The 17842-nt window shown below is 53.5% G+C and carries 17 protein-coding genes; 13 read left to right on the plus strand and 4 right to left on the minus strand.

What is annotated here, in order from left to right; translation table 11 throughout:
* Positions 1-10 precede the first annotated feature (10 nt).
* Positions 11-1201 carry a maltose/maltodextrin ABC transporter substrate-binding protein MalE gene (malE, locus tag E1B03_RS02640; RefSeq protein WP_103771833.1) on the minus strand — a complete coding sequence of 397 codons (1191 nt, stop codon included), beginning with the start codon at positions 1199-1201 and terminating at the stop codon, positions 11-13.
* A gap of 360 nt (positions 1202-1561) precedes the next feature.
* On the opposite strand from malE, the gene malK reads away from it, so the two are divergent.
* The 5 genes from malK (at position 1562) to ubiA (ending at position 6727) form a co-directional block, all read left to right on the plus strand.
* The gene (gene malK / locus E1B03_RS02645; protein WP_016155343.1) at positions 1562-2671 is read left to right on the plus strand and encodes a maltose/maltodextrin ABC transporter ATP-binding protein MalK; all 1110 of its coding nucleotides are present in this window, start codon (positions 1562-1564) and stop codon (positions 2669-2671) included.
* A 91-nt stretch (positions 2672-2762) separates the two neighbouring features.
* Positions 2763-4103 (plus strand): maltoporin, encoded by a 1341-nt coding sequence (locus tag E1B03_RS02650; protein WP_133085647.1) that lies wholly within the window; start codon positions 2763-2765, stop codon positions 4101-4103.
* A gap of 113 nt (positions 4104-4216) precedes the next feature.
* Positions 4217-5164: a maltose operon protein MalM gene (gene malM, locus E1B03_RS02655; protein WP_133085648.1), complete on the plus strand. Its 948-nt coding sequence runs from the start codon at positions 4217-4219 to the stop codon at positions 5162-5164.
* 179 nt (positions 5165-5343) lie between these two features.
* Positions 5344-5841, plus strand: a complete 498-nt coding sequence (gene ubiC / locus E1B03_RS02660; protein WP_103771836.1) for a chorismate lyase — start codon at positions 5344-5346, stop codon at positions 5839-5841.
* 13 nt (positions 5842-5854) lie between these two features.
* Positions 5855-6727: a 4-hydroxybenzoate octaprenyltransferase gene (ubiA, locus tag E1B03_RS02665; RefSeq protein ID WP_103771837.1), complete on the plus strand. Its 873-nt coding sequence runs from the start codon at positions 5855-5857 to the stop codon at positions 6725-6727.
* A gap of 191 nt (positions 6728-6918) precedes the next feature.
* On the opposite strand, the gene plsB is transcribed toward ubiA, so the two are convergent.
* A complete protein-coding gene (gene plsB / locus E1B03_RS02670) occupies positions 6919-9339 on the minus strand; it encodes a glycerol-3-phosphate 1-O-acyltransferase PlsB (RefSeq protein WP_103771838.1) in 2421 nt (806 codons plus the stop codon).
* Between the two features lie 171 nt (positions 9340-9510).
* Between plsB and E1B03_RS02675 the strand changes: the two genes are divergently transcribed.
* The 4 genes from E1B03_RS02675 (at position 9511) to E1B03_RS02690 (ending at position 12396) form a co-directional block, all read left to right on the plus strand.
* Positions 9511-9879 carry a diacylglycerol kinase gene (locus tag E1B03_RS02675; protein WP_003826594.1) on the plus strand — a complete coding sequence of 123 codons (369 nt, stop codon included), beginning with the start codon at positions 9511-9513 and terminating at the stop codon, positions 9877-9879.
* A 109-nt stretch (positions 9880-9988) separates the two neighbouring features.
* The gene (gene lexA / locus E1B03_RS02680) at positions 9989-10597 is read left to right on the plus strand and encodes a transcriptional repressor LexA (RefSeq protein ID WP_003826596.1); all 609 of its coding nucleotides are present in this window, start codon (positions 9989-9991) and stop codon (positions 10595-10597) included.
* A 133-nt stretch (positions 10598-10730) separates the two neighbouring features.
* A complete protein-coding gene (dinF, locus tag E1B03_RS02685; RefSeq protein ID WP_103771839.1) occupies positions 10731-12050 on the plus strand; it encodes an MATE family efflux transporter DinF in 1320 nt (439 codons plus the stop codon).
* Positions 12051-12186: 136 nt separating this feature from the next.
* On the plus strand, positions 12187-12396 hold the full coding sequence (locus E1B03_RS02690) for a CsbD family protein (protein ID WP_103771840.1): 210 nt from the start codon (positions 12187-12189) through the stop codon (positions 12394-12396).
* Between the two features lie 48 nt (positions 12397-12444).
* On the opposite strand, the gene zur is transcribed toward E1B03_RS02690, so the two are convergent.
* Entirely contained in the window at positions 12445-12963 is a 519-nt protein-coding gene (zur, locus tag E1B03_RS02695; protein ID WP_003031709.1) for a zinc uptake transcriptional repressor Zur, read from the minus strand.
* Between the two features lie 114 nt (positions 12964-13077).
* Here zur and E1B03_RS02700 point away from each other — a divergent pair, with 114 nt between their 5' ends.
* From E1B03_RS02700 to pspG, 3 genes are all read left to right on the plus strand, one after another.
* Positions 13078-13566, plus strand: coding sequence for a cupin domain-containing protein (locus tag E1B03_RS02700; RefSeq protein ID WP_103771841.1), 489 nt, complete (start codon positions 13078-13080; stop codon positions 13564-13566).
* Between the two features lie 106 nt (positions 13567-13672).
* Positions 13673-14671, plus strand: coding sequence for a tRNA dihydrouridine(20/20a) synthase DusA (gene dusA, locus E1B03_RS02705; protein ID WP_103771842.1), 999 nt, complete (start codon positions 13673-13675; stop codon positions 14669-14671).
* Between the two features lie 133 nt (positions 14672-14804).
* Positions 14805-15047, plus strand: coding sequence for an envelope stress response protein PspG (pspG, locus tag E1B03_RS02710; RefSeq protein WP_103771843.1), 243 nt, complete (start codon positions 14805-14807; stop codon positions 15045-15047).
* 230 nt (positions 15048-15277) lie between these two features.
* Here pspG and E1B03_RS02715 read toward each other — a convergent pair whose 3' ends face one another.
* Positions 15278-16261, minus strand: coding sequence for a quinone oxidoreductase (locus E1B03_RS02715; RefSeq protein WP_103771897.1), 984 nt, complete (start codon positions 16259-16261; stop codon positions 15278-15280).
* 64 nt (positions 16262-16325) lie between these two features.
* Here E1B03_RS02715 and dnaB point away from each other — a divergent pair, with 64 nt between their 5' ends.
* Positions 16326-17741 (plus strand): replicative DNA helicase, encoded by a 1416-nt coding sequence (gene dnaB / locus E1B03_RS02720; RefSeq protein ID WP_003826610.1) that lies wholly within the window; start codon positions 16326-16328, stop codon positions 17739-17741.
* The last annotated feature ends 101 nt before the right edge of the window (positions 17742-17842 follow it).

Consider the following 17842-nt stretch of genomic DNA (forward strand, 5'->3'; position numbering starts at 1 on the left):
TTTTTCAGACTTACTTAGTAATACGACCCTGAGCATCTTTCAGCGCGGCATCGACGGTCTGACGACCGCTGGCTGCGTTGATCACTGCGGTACGAACGGCATACCAGAATGCGGACATCTGTGGGATGTTCGGCATGATTTCGCCTTTCTGGGCGTTATCCATGGTGGCTGCGATACGTGGGTCTTTTGCTAACTGATCCTGGAAGGATTTCAGCGCAACGGCACCCAGAGGTTTGTCCTTGTTCACTTCATCCAGACCCTGATCGGTCAGCAGGTAGTTTTCGAGGAACTCTTTCGCCAGCTCTTTGTTCGGGCTGGCGGCGTTGATACCGGCGCTCAGCACGCCAACAAACGGTTTAGACGGCTTGCCTTTGAAGGTTGGCAGCAGCGTCACGCCGTAGTTGATTTTGCTCTTGTCGATGTTGGACCACGCCCACGGGCCGTTGATGGTCATCGCGGTATCGCCTTTGTTAAAGGCCGCTTCGGCGATGGAGTAATCGGTATCCGCGTTCATGTGTTTGTTCTTGATAAGGTCAACCAGGAAGGTCAGACCTGCTTTCGCGCCAGCGTTATCCACGCCCACGTCTTTCACGTCGTACTTGCCGTTTTCAAACTTGAACGCGTAACCGCCGTCGGCGGCAATCAGCGGCCAGGTGAAGTACGGTTCTTGCAGGTTGAACATCAGCGCGGATTTACCTTTCGCCTTCAGCTCTTTATCCAGCGCAGGAATTTCTTCCCAGGTTTTCGGTGGGTTTGGCACGAGGTCTTTGTTGTAAATCAGCGACAGCGCTTCAACCGCGATCGGGTAGGCAATCAGTTTGCCGTTATAGCGTACGGCATCCCAGGTAAACGGATAGAGCTTGTCCTGGAACGCTTTGTCAGGGGTGATTTCAGCCAGCAGACCAGACTGCGCGTAGCCGCCAAAACGGTCATGTGCCCAGAAGATGATGTCCGGGCCGTCGCCGGTCGCGGCAACCTGCGGGAATTTCTCTTCCAGTTTGTCCGGGTGCTCAATGGTGACTTTGATACCGGTGTCTTTCTCGAATTTTTTGCCCACTTCAGCGAGGCCGTTATAGCCTTTGTCGCCGTTAATCCAGATAACCAGCTTACCTTCTTCAATCTTGGCGAGAGCCGAGGCGGAAAACATCATCGTCGTTAATGCAGACAATGCGAGGATGCGTGCGCCAGTTTTGATTTTCATAGTTCCCATCCTGTTTGGTGATTTTGCAGAGGTGGCTTAACGGTTACTAGTTTCTTTATACGACAACCTCTTTCCATCCTCCTTACCCCTACGCCCCACCCGCTCTTTATGTGATCTGTGTTACATAAATGTGAGTATTGCGTACTGGCGCACATAAAAACCCACCGATTTTTGCAGGCTGCATCACGAAATTCCTCTGAGGCCGGTGGCCCGGGTCTCAGACGCTGCTCTCTCATCCTCCCGCCTCCTCCCCCATAAAAAAGCCGGGGGGTGGAGGATTCACGCAGTAAAGGGATCGCGCATAGTCAGCCCATCATGAATGTTGCTGTCGATGACAGGTTGTAACGAAGGGAGAAGGGCATGGCGAGCGTACAGCTACGAAATGTAACGAAAGCCTGGGGTGACGTGGTGGTATCGAAAGATATCAATCTCGACATTCACGAAGGGGAGTTCGTGGTGTTTGTCGGACCGTCAGGCTGCGGTAAGTCGACCTTGCTGCGTATGATCGCCGGACTTGAAACCATCACCAGTGGTGACCTGTTTATCGGGGAGACCCGGATGAACGACATCCCGCCCGCCGAACGCGGCGTGGGCATGGTCTTTCAGTCCTACGCGTTGTATCCCCATTTGTCCGTCGCGGAAAACATGTCGTTCGGCCTCAAACTGGCCGGGGCGAAAAAAGAGGTGATGAACCAGCGCGTGAACCAGGTCGCGGAAGTTCTGCAACTGGCGCATCTGTTGGAACGTAAACCGAAAGCGCTTTCCGGCGGACAGCGTCAGCGTGTGGCGATTGGCCGTACGCTGGTCGCCGAACCGCGCGTATTCCTGTTGGATGAACCCCTGTCGAACCTTGACGCCGCGCTGCGCGTGCAAATGCGTATTGAAATTTCCCGCCTGCACAAACGTCTTGGCCGCACGATGATTTACGTCACCCACGATCAGGTCGAAGCGATGACGCTGGCCGACAAAATTGTGGTGTTGGATGCCGGTCGCGTGGCGCAGGTCGGTAAGCCCCTGGAACTGTATCACTACCCGGCTGACCGCTTTGTGGCGGGCTTCATTGGCTCGCCGAAGATGAACTTCCTGCCGGTAAAAGTTACGGGGACGGCCATCGATCAGGTGCAGGTTGAGTTGCCCAACCGCCAGCAAATATGGCTCCCGGTGGACAGCCATGCGGTACAGGTTGGCGCCAACATGTCTTTAGGTATTCGCCCGGAACATCTGCTGCCCAGCGATATCGCCGATGTCACCCTCGAAGGCGAAGTGCAGGTGGTCGAGCAGCTTGGTCACGAGACACAAATTCATATCCAGATCCCCGCCATCCGTCAAAACCTGGTTTACCGCCAGAACGACGTGGTGTTGGTAGAAGAGGGTGCCACATTCGCTATCGGCCTGCCGCCAGAGCGTTGCCATCTGTTCCGTGAGGATGGCACTGCATGTCGTCGGTTGCACCAGGAGCCGGGCGTTTAAGGTCCCCATAAAAAAACGAAACGCAAAACCATTCGCAGTTTTAGAAGGTGGCAGCGTTTAAAGAAAAGCAATGATCTCAGGAGATAGAACGATGATTACTCTGCGCAAACTTCCTCTGGCGGTTGCTGTGGCAGCAGGCATTATGTCTGTTCAGGCAATGGCTGTGGATTTCCATGGTTATGCTCGTTCCGGTATCGGCTGGACGGGTAGTGGCGGCGAACAACAATGTTTCCAGGCAACAGGTGCACAAAGTAAATACCGTCTTGGTAACGAATGTGAAACCTATGCGGAAATCAAATTAGGTCAGGAAGTGTGGAAAGAAGGCGATAAGAGCTTCTACTTCGACACCAACGTCGCCTACTCCGTAGCACAGCAGAATGACTGGGAAGGAACTGATCCAGCCTTCCGTGAAGCCAACGTGCAGGGTAAAAACCTGATTGAATGGCTGCCAGGCTCTACAATCTGGGCCGGTAAGCGCTTCTATCAGCGTCATGACGTCCACATGATCGACTTCTACTACTGGGATATTTCAGGTCCTGGTGCTGGTCTGGAAAACATCGATGTAGGCTTCGGTAAACTGTCTCTGGCTGCAACCCGTTCTTCTGAAGCGGGCGGTTCTTCCTCCTTCGCCAGCAACAGCATTTATGATTACACCACCCGTACCGCGAACGACGTGTTTGACGTTCGTTTAGCGCAGATGGAAATTAACCCAGGCGGTACGCTGGAACTGGGCGTTGACTACGGTCGTGCAAACCCGCGCGATGATTATCGCTTGGTTGACGGTGCATCTAAAGATGGCTGGATGTTCACCGCTGAACACACCCAAAGCATGCTGAAAGGCTATAACAAGTTTGTGGTTCAGTACGCTACCGACTCCATGACCTCTCAGGGTAAAGGCCTGTCTCAGGGCTCTGGCGTGGGCATTGATAGTAATTCCAACTTTGCTTACGACATTAACAACAACGGTAGCCTGCTGCGTATCCTCGACCACGGCGCAATCTCCTTGGGCGATCGTTGGGACCTGATGTACGTCGGTATGTATCAGGATATCGACTGGGATAACAACAACGGCACTAAGTGGTGGACCGTGGGCGTTCGTCCAATGTTCAAATGGACGCCAATCATGAGCACCTTGTTAGAAGTGGGCTACGACAACGTCAAATCCCAGGAAACTGGCGATACCAACAACCAGTATAAAATTACTCTGGCACAACAGTGGCAGGCTGGCGACAGCATCTGGTCTCGTCCGGCTATCCGCGTCTTCGCAACCTATGCTAAGTGGGATGAGAAGTGGGGCTACGACTACAACGGTAACCCATCGAATAACGCGAACTTCGGTAAAGCAGTTAAAGATGGCTTTAATGGAGGCTCCTTTGGCCGTGGCGACAGCGATGAGTGGACCTTCGGTGCCCAGATGGAAATCTGGTGGTAATCCAGCACTAACCTGACGTAAAGACCGAAAGAGGGGCGCAAGCCCCTCTTGATTACGGTTTAGCGCGCTATTGCCTGGCCACCGCTGAACCCATGCTATCTGAGGTGATAACAATGAAAATGAAGAAAAGTCTCGTTGCCCTTTGTTTATCTGCAGGGTTATTTGCCAGCGCGCCTGGCATCAGCCTGGCCGATGTTAATATTGTTCCGCAGAACACTACCGCGGCCCCAACTATTCCCACTGCGGCGCTGCAACAGTTGACCTGGACGCCGGTTGATCAATCCAAAACCCAATCGACACAACTTGCGACAGCGGGCCAGCGTCTGGATATTGCTGGTATTACCGGCCCTGTAGCGGCCTATAGCGTACCGGCGAATATCGGCGAGCTGACCCTGACGCTGTCCAGTGAAGTTAACAAACAAACCAGCGTATTTGCGCCAAACGTCTTAATTCTTGACCAGAACATGACGCCATCTGCGTTCTTCCCCAGCAGCTATTTCACCTACCAGGAGCCCGGCGTGATGAGTGCCGATCGCCTGGAAGGGGTCATGCGTCTGACGCCAGCGCTGGGCCAGCAAAAACTCTATGTTCTGGTCTTTACTACCGATAACGATCTCCAGCAGACCACAACCCTGCTTGACCCGGCAAAAGCCTATGCCAAGGGTGTTGGTAACGCTGTTCCGGATATTCCAGACCCGATTGCCCGCCATACTACCGATGGTCTGGTGAAGCTACAGGTGAAAACGAACAGCACCTCCAGTGTTCTTGTCGGACCGCTTTTTGGTTCTTCTGGCCCTGGTCCTGTCACGGTGGGTAATACCGCCGCACCAGCGGTGGCCTATACGGCTCCGGCTGCAGCAGTCGCTGCTCCTGCGCCGCAGCCGGTGAAGAAAAGTGAACCGATGCTGAATGACACCGAGAGCTATTTTAACCAGGGCATTAAGGATGCCGTTGCGAAGGGCGATGTCGATAAAGCGCTGAAGCTGCTTGATGAAGCTGAACGTTTGGGATCCAAATCTGCCCGATCCACCTTTATCAGCAGTGTAAAAGGCAAGGGGTAAACACTCCCCACATTGTTGATTTTGCAACAACTGGTGCGTCTCCTGGCGCACCTTTTTTTATCCTTCGGTGCTAATTGTTACACTTATGTTGCCCTACCGATCACTTAATTGTGTTTGCTCACCCCGTAATGCCTTTTCTGCGATACAATGCCTTCAGGTTATAAATCGGAGAGTAAGGCATGCCACACCCTGCGTTAACGCAACTGCGTGCGCTGCGTTATTTTGATGCGATCCCAGAGCTGGACGCCCAGCTGCTCGACTGGTTGTTACTGGAAGACTCCATGACCAAACGTTTTGAGCAGCAGGGGAAAAAGGTCACCGTAACGTTGATTCGCGAAGAATTCGTTGGGCAAAATGAGGTGGCTGAAGAACTGACGCTGCTGCCTAAAGAGTCTCGCTATTGGTTACGCGAAATCCTGTTATGTGCGGATGGTGAACCCTGGCTTGCCGGACGGACCGTGGTGCCTGAATCAACCTTGTGCGGCCCTGAACTGGCCTTACAGAATCTGGGGAAAACCCCGCTCGGACGCTACCTGTTTACGTCATCGACATTGACCCGAGATTTTATTGAGATTGGCCGCGATGCAGCGCTGTGGGGGCGACGTTCCCGCCTACGGCTGAGCGGTAAGCCGCTGATGCTTACCGAGCTTTTTCTGCCTGCATCGCCGTTGTACTGAGAGGAAGATAAAGATGGAGTGGAGTCTGACGCAGAATAAGCTGCTGGCGTTTCACCGCTTGATGCGTACGGATAAGCCAATCGGCGCCTTACTGCTGCTCTGGCCAACGCTGTGGGCATTGTGGGTAGCGACCCCAGGCATGCCGCAACTGTGGATCCTGGCGGTTTTTGTCGCCGGCGTTTGGTTAATGCGCGCCGCCGGATGCGTGGTGAATGATTATGCCGACAGGAAATTTGACGGACACGTTAAACGCACCGCGAATCGACCGCTGCCGAGCGGGGCCGTGACCGAGAAAGAAGCCCGAACGCTGTTTGTCGTACTGGTATTACTGGCCTTCCTGCTGGTTTTGACCCTCAATACAATGACCATTTTGCTATCCGTTGCGGCGTTAGCGCTGGCGTGGGTTTACCCATTTATGAAGCGCTATACGCATCTGCCGCAGGTGGTGCTGGGGGCGGCGTTTGGCTGGTCGATTCCGATGGCATTCGCCGCCGTGAGCGAGTCGGTACCGCTGAGCTGCTGGTTGATGTTCCTCGCCAATATCCTCTGGGCGGTGGCCTATGATACGCAGTACGCCATGGTTGACCGGGATGATGACCTGAAGATCGGCATCAAATCGACCGCGATTCTGTTCGGTAAGAACGACAAGCTGATTATTGGTATTCTGCAGGTTGGCGTGCTGGTGTTGATGGCGCTGGTGGGCTGGCTAAACGGGTTAGGGCTGGGTTATTACTGGTCTCTGCTGGTGGCGGGCGCGCTGTTTGTCTATCAGCAGAAACTGATCGTCAATCGCGAACGGGACGCCTGCTTTAAAGCGTTTATGAACAATAACTACGTCGGTCTGGTGCTGTTCTTAGGCCTGGCAATGAGCTACTGGCATTTTTGATAACAAAAATAAAAAAGCGGCTCATCTGAAATGACCCGCTTTGAGGCTGATGACAAACTCTGTAATGCCTGATGGCGCTACGCTTATCAGGCCTACGGAATTGCTTATCTCATTGATATTACTGTGAGTCGTAGGCCGGGTTCGTCAGCAGTCTGAAGCGGGTTATCTGAAGTGACCCGCTTTTTTTACCCTTACTCGCCTTGTGTAGCGCTCTCGATGGTCAGACGTACATCTGACGTGACCAGTTCGGCCAGCATCTGATAGATCTTCATCGTCTCTTCCGGTTCGGCATCTCCGGTATCGCTAATGAACCCCTCGTCACGCAGCGTCAGCACCAGAGAGCTGAACACGGCTTTATCGAAGAATTCCGGCGCGTTAATGCCGTGCAGCACGGAGAGGCGTTGCGCCACGGTGCGGCTCTCTTTCTCCAGCGTACCACGGTTGATCGACGGGTTGGCGCTCAGCAGCCAGAAGGTAATGGCATAGCGTTGCAGCGTCTCGCGAGCACCCGCCGCCAGCAGTTGTAGCGTACGAGAGTGGGCCGGATTGATATGCAGTTCGTCATCGCTCAGGGTAATGAGTCCCTGGCGCTGCATTTCGCTGGCTAGTTCGTCAATCACACCGGCAAGTTGATCACGCTCCCAGCGTAAGAACAGCTCCGCTTTCAGCATCGGATACAGCGCATCAATATGCTGCTGTAGCGCGGCGCGTGAAATACGACGATGCTGAGTCACGATGGCTGCCATCAACGAAGGCAGAACCAGCATATGCGCAATGTTGTTGCGATAGTACGTCATCAATACCGCCTGCTCGCGCGGCAGAATGATGATGTCACCGATGGTGTCTTTCTCGACCTCAAACTTGTTCATCTGCAAGGCGTGATCGATCAATTCACTGGCGCTCTGGACAGGAACCGTAGCATCCGCCGCGTACGGCACATTGCGCAGCAAGCTCAGGTAGCAATCGAGCTGCTCGGTCAGCTGTTCACGGGTCAGAGAGCGCTGGCGGGAAGCCAGTAGCGCGGTACAGCACAGGTTCATGGCGTTGGCCGCACCTGCGTTGTTAATGCGCACCATCAGATCGGCGGCAATGTTATTCACCGTCGGCGTCAGCCAGGCCGGGCGGATAGACTCGATAGGGTCAATAGATTCACGCCACTCCGGCACATGCTGGTTGAGGTAGGTCATCAGCGGCATCGGTTCACCAAAGTTGACGTAGCCCTGGCCCAGATTACGCAGCTTACTTAAGCCACGCAGCATTTGCGGCAGACTCTCTTTTTCTTTCGTTGCGCCACGCAGCTCTTTTGCGTAGGTGCCCACTTCCATTACGTGCTCATAGCCGATGTAGATCGGTACGAGGGTAATCGGACGCGTACCGCCGCGCAGCATCGCCTGAATGGTCATCGACAGCGTGCCGGTTTTCGGGTCGAGCAGGCGACCGGTACGTGAACGGCCACCTTCGACAAAATACTCAACCGAATAGCCGCGGCTGAACAACTCGCCCAGGTATTCGCGGAAAACGGTGGAGTAGAGCTTATTGCCCTTGAAGGTACGACGAATAAAGAACGCGCCCAGACGGCGGAAAATCGGCCCCGCTGGCCAGAAGTTCAGGTTGATACCGGCAGCGATGTGCGGCGGAACCAGACCCTGGTGGTACAGAACGTACGACAGCAGCATATAGTCCATATGGCTGCGGTGGCACGGAACATACACGATTTCGTGCCCATCGTGCGCCAGTTGACGCACACGCTCGGCATTGTGAACGTTAATCCCCTGATACAGACGGTTCCAGGTAAAGCCCAGAATACGGTCCGTCAGACGGATCATCTCGTAGGAGAAGTTGGCGGCAATCTCTTCCATCAGCGCAATAGCATTTTGCTGCGCTTTTTCGTGGGAGATTTTTTTACTGCGCGCTTCATCTTCTACCGCGCGAGCGATCGCTTTTGAAGCCAGCAGCTTATTAAACAGGTCCTGGCGGGCAGGGAGACGCGGACCGACGGCGGCCAGACGCTGACGAGCAAAGTGCATGCGCGCCACGCGTGCCAGCTTCTGAGCGATGATCTTATCCGTACCGTGTTCATCTGCCATGCGACGCAGGGAGACTGACGGGGAGAAACGGACAAAACTGTCGCGCCCCAGCCAGGACACAGCAAAGAATTTCTGTACGCCGTTCAGCATGCGCAGCGGCGGATTGACCTCGCCTTTTTCACGCCCCGGCGCACGGCCAAACATCACCGAAACCGGCACCATCTGCACATCCAGGTCGGGATTGCTGCGATGCAAGTCGAGATAGTTATGGAACAGCTTGATGGACTCTTCTTTTGGCGTGTAATAGGTGAACACGCGCGGGCCGCCGTGAATAAACACGTAGCGCGGCAGCAGAGTTCCGTCTATCTCCAGCGGTTCCAGGGGATCGGGGAGATCGTGCACCAGACATTGGGCACGCAGCGTCAGCAGGTCTGCTTTTGAATTGTACGGTAGGACGTACATAATGGGACGCGAAGTATCGAGCCCCAATTCCGGGGCAGGTTCTGCCGGAATAGACTTGCTTTTTACCAGGACGCTTAATGGTAAATTCAGTAATTTGTAGTAAATTCGTGGCCAGCCGGACATAAACGATGTAAAGCCTCTGGTTAATAATGCAAATGCGCTGCAAGGATATCAGAAAGTTTAGTGAATTTCTGTGGTATCCCGTCATACTTCGCGCTGCTTTGCCACACCCTGAAACAAACGGGGTAACGTTACAATGACATTGACGCTAATAATGTAAAAAGGTTCTTTTTGATGGCCAATAATACCACTGGATTCACCCGAATTATCAAAGCAGCAGGCTATTCCTGGAAAGGTTTTCGCGCCGCATGGATCAATGAGGCGGCATTTCGCCAGGAAAGCGTTGCCGTACTGCTGGGCGTAGCTATCGCCTGCTGGCTGGATGTTGATGCCATTACCCGCGTGCTGCTGATTGGTTCCGTGATGCTGGTGATGATCGTTGAAATCCTCAACAGTGCGATTGAGGCAGTGGTTGACCGTATTGGTTCTGAGTATCACGAACTTTCTGGTCGAGCGAAGGACATGGGTTCGGCGGCGGTATTGCTGTCTATTTTTGTCGCTCTGATCACCTGGGGCATTCTGTTGTGGTCGCATTTGCGATAAGGATTCCACAACTGCATAAATCTCCTGTTTTTTGTGCAGTTTGCGGTTCCAAAATCACCTTTAGCTGTATATACTCACAGCATAACTGTATATACACCCAGGGGGCGGAATGAAAGCGTTAACGGCCAGGCAGCAAGAGGTGTTTGATCTCATTAGGGATCACATCAGCCAGACAGGTATGCCACCGACGCGTGCGGAGATCGCGCAGCGTTTGGGGTTCCGTTCCCCAAACGCAGCTGAAGAACATCTGAAAGCGCTGGCGCGTAAAGGTGTACTGGAAATAGTCTCCGGTGCATCGCGCGGTATTCGACTGCTGCAGGAAGAAGAAGAAGGATTACCGCTTGTCGGTCGCGTTGCGGCAGGTGAACCTCTTCTGGCGCAGCAGCACATCGAAGGCCACTATCAGGTCGATCCTTCACTGTTTAAACCGAACGCCGATTTTTTGTTGCGCGTCAGCGGTATGTCGATGAAAGATATCGGGATTATGGACGGCGATCTGCTGGCGGTGCATAAGACTCAGGACGTGCGTAACGGCCAGGTCGTTGTTGCCCGTATCGATGACGAAGTCACGGTTAAGCGTCTGAAAAAGCAAGGCAATAAGGTTGAACTCCTGCCAGAAAACAGCGAATTCAAACCTATCGTTGTCGACCTGCGCGAGCAAAACTTCACTATTGAAGGGCTAGCGGTAGGCGTCATTCGTAACGGTGAATGGCTGTAATATTCTCTTGAGTCCCTGTAGGCCGGATAAGACGTTTGCGTCGCCATCCGGCAACTCGCCCGGTGGCGCTGCGCTTACCGGGCCTGGGCAACATTTTTTTCAGTACCTCTAACTTCTTCTCAGGCTCTCCTGTATGCCTTTCTTTACCTCTTCTGATAAAGCACTCTGGCACCTCGCCTTACCGATGATCTTCTCCAATATCACCGTTCCCCTGCTGGGACTGGTGGATACCGCGGTGATTGGTCATCTGGATAGCCCGGTCTATCTTGGCGGCGTTGCGGTTGGCGCCACGGCGACCAGCTTTCTCTTTATGCTGCTGCTTTTCTTGCGCATGAGCACTACCGGCCTGACCGCGCAGGCATTTGGCGCGAAAAATCCGCAAGCGCTCGCACGCGCGCTGGTGCAGCCTCTAATGCTGGCGCTGGGAGCGGGTCTGCTTATCGCACTGTTTCGTACGCCGATTATCGATCTGGCTCTGCATATTGTCGGGGGAAATGAAGCGGTACTGGATCAGGCCCGGCGTTTCCTTGAAATCCGTTGGTTAAGCGCGCCCGCGTCGCTGGCAAATCTGGTGCTGCTCGGCTGGCTGCTTGGTGTTCAGTATGCGCGAGCGCCAGTTATTCTGTTGATTGTCGGCAATATTCTCAACATTGTGCTCGATTTATGGCTGGTGATGGGCCTGCATATGAACGTGCAGGGAGCGGCACTGGCAACGGTGATTGCCGAATATGCCACCTTGCTGATTGGCCTGATGATGGTGCGTAAAGTCCTGCATATGCGCGGGATTTCGCTGGTCATGCTGAAGCAGGCTTGGCGTGGCAACTTCCGTCGTTTGCTGGCACTGAACCGCGACATCATGCTGCGTTCGCTGCTGTTACAGCTCTGCTTTGGGGCCATTACGGTGCTGGGCGCGCGTCTGGGAGGCGATATCATTGCGGTTAACGCCGTGTTGATGACCCTGCTGACCTTTACCGCCTACGCGCTGGACGGATTTGCCTATGCCGTGGAAGCGCATTCGGGCCAGGCTTATGGGGCGCGGGATGGCAGCCAGTTGCTGGACGTCTGGCGGGCGGCCTGTCGACAGTCCGGTATAGTGGCCATCCTGTTCTCGCTGGTTTATGCCCTGTTTGGCGAGCAGATTGTGGCGCTGCTGACTTCGCTGGTGCAGATCCAACAGCTGGCCGATCGCTATCTTTTCTGGCAGGTGGTTTTACCGTTGGTGGGGGTGTGGTGTTATCTGCTCGACGGGATGTTTATTGGCGCGACGCGGGCTGCAGAAATGCGTAACAGTATGGCCGTTGCCGCCGCGGGGTTCGCATTAACGTTACTGGTTTTACCGTGGCTTGGAAATCATGGTTTATGGCTGGCATTAACCGTTTTCCTTGCGCTGCGAGGGCTTTCACTGGCCTTTATCTGGCGTCGTCACTGGCGTAATGGCACCTGGTTTGCCTGAGCTGGATGGTTAAAAATTCCGAATAGTAAATAAAACCCAGAATCACTGACTACACTTATTCTCACGTCCAGCAAAAACAGCATGTGTCTGGACATGGCACTCTCGCTATTCACAACCTAACGATGAGGACTTGATGATGAATAAAGACGAAGTCAGCGGCAACTGGAAGCAGTTCAAAGGTAAAGTGAAAGAGCAATGGGGCAAACTGACCGATGATGATATGACGGTCATCGAAGGTAAACGTGACCAGCTGGTCGGTAAAGTCCAGGAGCGTTACGGTTACGCGAAAGATCAGGCGGAGAAAGAAGTTACGGATTGGGAAAAACGTAATGATTACCGCTGGTAATTAACCCCTCCCTCCTGAGAGTACAAGGATGTACGCTCTTCCGCTTACCTAGCGCCCAACTTTTTTCTTCACCTGAATCGTATGGTCATGCTGGCACTCGCCAGGATGGCGGCATGATTCAACTTCCACACAGGCCGGACACAGCCCGTGGGCTTCAATAACGTTATGTCGCAGTGCAAAGCCCATTTTTGCCGCCAGCGTATGCATGATGTCTTCCACGCCTTCCGCACACTCTTCTTTTACCACGCCACAGCGGTCGCAAATGAACATGGCGGAACTGTGGGTTGGCTGATCGAACAGATGGCAAAGCACATAGCTGTTGGTGGATTCCACCTTGTGCACAAATCCTTGTTCCAGCAGAAAATCGAGCGCACGATACACGGTCGGCGGCTTGGCCTGCGGTTCGGTTTCCCGCAACAGATCAAGGAGGTCATAGGCGCTGATTGCGCCTTCCTGCAGGCTCATCAGGCGCAGCACTTCGAGGCGTTGTGGCGTAAGCCGCACGTTGCGTTGCGCACAGAGTTTTTCAGCTTGAGCCAATAACTCCTGCGTAGTGGTTTTGTCCATTTGGCGCCTCGATTTGCGTGGAAGGTTAATCCCTTACTTTAACATGTTCTGCTTAAAACGCCGAGATCCGCCGTGGTGTGCTATACCTGACGCATCGCAATACTGGAAAAAAACATGAAAAGACCCGATTGTATTCGCCACTGGCGTGAAGTTGAGGGGGCTGATGACTCCACGTATCCCGACAGCGATGAGCTGTTTGCCATTGGTGCGCCGCTTGCCCGCAGGCTGGGGTTAGGGCGGCTCGGCATTCATCATGAACGTCTGCCGCCGGGTCGACGCACGTCGTACCCACACGCTGAAAGCGATGAGGAAGAGTTTATCTACGTGCTGGAAGGCTATCCTGAGGCCTGGATTAATGGGTATTTGTGGAAGCTGGAACCAGGCGACAGCGTTGGTTTTCCGGCGGGCACCGGCGTGTGTCACACCTTTATCAATAACACCAGTGAAGAGGTACGTCTGCTGGTCGTCGGTGAAGCCAATAAAAAACATAACCGCATTTATTACCCGCTTAACCCGGTTTATGCGGCTACACGCGAGGATCGCTGGGTCGACCATCCACCGCAGTTTTTTGGCTCTCATGACGGAAAACCAGGGCGTAAATAGCGCGAGTGGGGGCCACGAATGGATAACCACGAGGATGTGGCTCACTATCGTATCGGTCTATGCTATAGTAGCGCCCCTTTTTTAACCGGATGCTTGAATATTCGCCATGCTGCCTGAATCTCAGTCTACCGCTTTTCCCGCTCATCGTTTTTCTATCGCGCCGATGCTCGACTGGACGGACAGACACTGCCGCTACTTTTTGCGCTTACTGTCCAGCCAGACGCTGCTCTATACGGAGATGGTAACCACTGGGGCAATCATTCATGGTAAAGGCGATTATCTGGCGTATAGCGAAGAAGAACATCCGGTTGCATTACAACTGGGCGGGAGCGATCCGGCTGCGCTGGCACACTGTGCGAAGCTCGCTGAACAGCGGGGCTACGACGAAATTAACCTCAATGTGGGTTGTCCTTCCGACCGCGTCCAGAATGGCATGTTTGGCGCCTGTCTGATGGGGAATGCGCAACTGGTCGCCGATTGCGTCAAAGCGATGCGCGATGTGGTGTCGATCCCTGTAACGGTGAAAACACGTATCGGCATTGATGACCAGGACAGCTACGAATTCCTGTGTGATTTCATCAACACGGTATCGGGCAACGGCGAATGTGAGATGTTTATCATCCACGCCCGCAAGGCCTGGCTGTCCGGATTAAGCCCGAAAGAAAACCGCGAGATCCCACCGCTGGACTATGACCGTGTTTATCAGCTCAAGCGTGATTTCCCGCATCTGACGATGTCGATCAACGGCGGCATTAAATCGTTGGAAGAGGCGAAAATTCATCTGCAACATATGGATGGCGTGATGGTGGGGCGTGAAGCTTATCAAAACCCCGGTATTCTGGCGTCCGTTGACCGCGAAATTTTTGCTGCCACCACCGAAGATGCCGATCCGGTTGCCGTGGTGCGCGCCATGTACCCGTATATTGAGCGTGAACTGAGTAAGGGAACCTATCTGGGGCATGTGACGCGCCATATGTTGGGGCTGTTTCAGGGGATCCCAGGTGCCCGTCAGTGGCGTCGCTATCTGAGCGAGAATGCGCATAAAGCCGGGGCAGATATTAACGTTCTGGAACACGCGCTGAAGCTGGTCGCTGATAAGCGTTAAGTTTTCACCAAAAGTTAGTTAATTTCACCATGCCCTGCGCTTTATCGCGGGGCATTTTCTTTATAAATCAATGTATTATTTTTGGCGTGTTTCTTGTTAGGCAATGGAGAGAATTTCATTTCGGGAGAGAACCATGCTGGAACTACTTTTTGTGATTGGATTTTTTATCATGCTGATGGTCACCGGCATATCTTTGCTGGGCGTGTTGGCCGCATTGGTGGTAGCTACTGCAGTGATGTTTGTAGGCGGACTATTTGCCTTGATGATAAAACTGCTACCCTGGCTGCTACTGGCCGTTGCCGTGGTGTGGGTTATCAAGGCGATAAAAGCGCCAAAAGTCCCACAGTATCAGCGCAATAACCGCCGATTTTACTAAGGTATTGAGCGGTGCGTCACAACCTGCAACATTGCCTTTAGAACCAAATAGGAATTGATTATCAAATCTGTCACTATTGCCAGGTTAACGAATTCATCGAGCTGTACCCTACATACAGCCGAACATAAAAAAAGAAAGGGCTTCCTGCGGGAAGCCCTAATTCTTTCTTTCCCCGTCATAATTCAAACTCCGGGTGTGTTGGCTGCTTGAATGCGGGAGGGGAATTCAAGCTACGGGATCAGCAAACTCGAGCCCTGCGTGGCCCGGCTTTCCAGTACCTCATGAGCATGCTGTGCGTCGTGCAGTGCGAACGTCTGACCCGGTGCAACATCCACCTTGATCACTCCGCTGGCAATTAGCGAGAATAGTTCATTGCTGGCTTCGGTTAATTCGTGGTGGTTGGTGATGTAACCCTGGAGTGAAGGACGGGTCACGTACAACGAACCTTTCTGGTTCAGAATGCCTAAATTCACACCGGTCACCGGCCCGGAAGCATTACCAAAGCTGACCATCAATCCCCGGCGCTGTAAACAATCCAACGAGGCTTCCCAGGTATCTTTGCCCACCGAGTCGTACACCACCCGCACTTTTTTACCGCCGGTTACCTCTTTCACTCGCTCAACAATGCTTTCTTCACGATAGTTAATCACCTGCCATGCGCCGGCCTGCAGCGCAATTTGCGCCTTTTGCGCACTACCGACGGTACCTATCAGCTTCGCACCCAATGCTTTTGCCCACTGACAGGCAATCATACCGACGCCGCCCGCAGCCGCATGGAACAAAAACGGCTCATCAGGCTGAATTTCATAGGTTTTACGTAACAGATAAAAAACGGTCAGTCCTTTAAGAAACGAGGCGGCAGCTTGTTCAAACGAGATAGCGTTGGGCAAAATAGCGGCTTTATCAGCCGGGACATTATGCATTGAGCTGTAGGCGCCCAGGCTAGACTGAGCGTAAACCACGCGATCGCCGGCTTTAATGTGCGTCACTTTGCTACCGACTTTACTGACCACACCTGCGGCTTCGGTACCCAGCCCGCTGGGCAGAGAAGGCGGCGGATAAAGGCCACTACGGATGTAGGTGTCGATATAGTTGATCCCAATCGCTTTGTTCTCGACCTGGATTTCGTTTTCCGCCGGGTCTACGGGCGTAAACTCCACTGCCTTGAGTACATCAGGGCCACCATGCTTGTGAAATTCAATACGTGTTGCCATGCTTCCTCCAAAAGAAATGTGGTAATCTTTCGACCCAATCATTATCTCGGTAACTCCATTCACTATGGCAGGAAATAAACCCTTCAACAAACAACAGACTGATGCTCGTGAGCGCGATCCCCAGGTCGCCGGGCTGAAAGTACCGCCGCACTCGATTGAAGCGGAACAGTCGGTGTTGGGCGGTTTAATGCTGGATAACGAACGCTGGGACGATGTAGCCGAGCGTGTGGTGGCGGAAGATTTTTATACCCGTCCACACCGGCATATCTTCACGGAAATGCATCGCCTGCAGGAGATGGGAAAACCCATCGATCTGATCACGCTCGCTGAATCGCTGGAGGTGCAGGGGCAACTGGACAGCGTCGGCGGTTTTGCTTATCTGGCTGAGTTATCTAAAAACACGCCAAGTGCGGCGAATATTAGCGCTTATGCGGATATCGTCCGCGAACGTGCCGTTGTTCGCGACATGATTTCGGTTGCAAACGAAATCGCGGAAGCCGGGTTTGATCCGCAAGGACGTTCCAGTGAAGATCTGCTGGATCTTGCTGAGTCCCGCGTCTTTAAAATCGCTGAAAGCCGCGCCAATAAAGACGAAGGCCCGAAAAACATCACCGATGTGCTCGACGCAACCGTCGCGCGTATCGAGCAGTTGTTCCAGCAGCCGCACGACGGCGTCACCGGAGTGAACACCGGTTATGACGACCTCAACAAAAAGACTGCCGGTTTGCAGCCGTCAGACTTAATTATCGTTGCCGCGCGTCCGTCGATGGGTAAAACGACATTTGCAATGAACCTCGTCGAAAATGCGGCGATGTTGCAGGATAAGCCGGTGCTTATCTTCAGTCTTGAAATGCCCTCAGAACAGATCATGATGCGTTCTCTGGCCTCGCTTTCACGCGTGGACCAAACCAAAATCCGTACCGGTCAACTTGATGATGAAGACTGGGCGCGAATTTCCGGAACAATGGGTATTTTGCTGGAGAAACGAAACATCTATATTGATGACTCCTCCGGCCTGACGCCAACGGAAGTGCGCTCGCGTGCCCGCCGTATCGCCCGTGAACATGGCGGTATCGGGCTTATCATGATCGACTACCTGCAGCTGATGCGCGTGCCGTCGCTCTCCGACAACCGTACGCTGGAAATTGCAGAAATCTCCCGCTCGCTGAAAGCGCTAGCGAAAGAGCTGCATGTGCCGGTGGTGGCGCTGTCGCAGCTTAACCGCTCTCTGGAACAACGCGCGGACAAGCGTCCGGTCAACTCGGATCTGCGTGAATCCGGCTCCATCGAGCAGGATGCCGACTTAATCATGTTTATCTATCGTGATGAGGTTTATCACGAAAACAGCGACCTGAAAGGGATCGCAGAAATCATTATTGGTAAGCAACGTAACGGTCCGATCGGTACGGTGCGCCTGACGTTTAACGGTCAGTGGTCGCGCTTCGATAACTATGCGGGCCCACAATACGACGACGAATAAATCTCCGTCATCCTTCATGCTGCAGATGTGTTGACTACGCCCGTTCACCCCGCTCACTTAGTTTACTAAGCTTCCGGGGATTCTCAGGCTTGTCAACTTTC

The organism is Citrobacter arsenatis (assembly GCF_004353845.1).
In the GTDB taxonomy this organism is placed as follows: Bacteria; Pseudomonadota; Gammaproteobacteria; order Enterobacterales; family Enterobacteriaceae; genus Citrobacter; species Citrobacter arsenatis.

Bases quoted from the DNA above. Each gene is read 5' to 3' on its own strand.
- malE (WP_103771833.1), bottom strand. From the start codon at position 1,201: ATGAAAATCAAAACTGGCGCACGCATCCTCGCATTGTCTGCATTAACG.
- malK (WP_016155343.1), top strand. From the start codon at position 1,562: ATGGCGAGCGTACAGCTACGAAATGTAACGAAAGCCTGGGGTGACGTG.
- E1B03_RS02650 (WP_133085647.1), top strand. From the start codon at position 2,763: ATGATTACTCTGCGCAAACTTCCTCTGGCGGTTGCTGTGGCAGCAGGC.
- malM (WP_133085648.1), top strand. From the start codon at position 4,217: ATGAAAATGAAGAAAAGTCTCGTTGCCCTTTGTTTATCTGCAGGGTTA.
- ubiC (WP_103771836.1), top strand. From the start codon at position 5,344: ATGCCACACCCTGCGTTAACGCAACTGCGTGCGCTGCGTTATTTTGAT.
- ubiA (WP_103771837.1), top strand. From the start codon at position 5,855: ATGGAGTGGAGTCTGACGCAGAATAAGCTGCTGGCGTTTCACCGCTTG.
- plsB (WP_103771838.1), bottom strand. From the start codon at position 9,339: ATGTCCGGCTGGCCACGAATTTACTACAAATTACTGAATTTACCATTA.
- E1B03_RS02675 (WP_003826594.1), top strand. From the start codon at position 9,511: ATGGCCAATAATACCACTGGATTCACCCGAATTATCAAAGCAGCAGGC.
- lexA (WP_003826596.1), top strand. From the start codon at position 9,989: ATGAAAGCGTTAACGGCCAGGCAGCAAGAGGTGTTTGATCTCATTAGG.
- dinF (WP_103771839.1), top strand. From the start codon at position 10,731: ATGCCTTTCTTTACCTCTTCTGATAAAGCACTCTGGCACCTCGCCTTA.
- E1B03_RS02690 (WP_103771840.1), top strand. From the start codon at position 12,187: ATGAATAAAGACGAAGTCAGCGGCAACTGGAAGCAGTTCAAAGGTAAA.
- zur (WP_003031709.1), bottom strand. From the start codon at position 12,963: ATGGACAAAACCACTACGCAGGAGTTATTGGCTCAAGCTGAAAAACTC.
- E1B03_RS02700 (WP_103771841.1), top strand. From the start codon at position 13,078: ATGAAAAGACCCGATTGTATTCGCCACTGGCGTGAAGTTGAGGGGGCT.
- dusA (WP_103771842.1), top strand. From the start codon at position 13,673: ATGCTGCCTGAATCTCAGTCTACCGCTTTTCCCGCTCATCGTTTTTCT.
- pspG (WP_103771843.1), top strand. From the start codon at position 14,805: ATGCTGGAACTACTTTTTGTGATTGGATTTTTTATCATGCTGATGGTC.
- E1B03_RS02715 (WP_103771897.1), bottom strand. From the start codon at position 16,261: ATGGCAACACGTATTGAATTTCACAAGCATGGTGGCCCTGATGTACTC.
- dnaB (WP_003826610.1), top strand. From the start codon at position 16,326: ATGGCAGGAAATAAACCCTTCAACAAACAACAGACTGATGCTCGTGAG.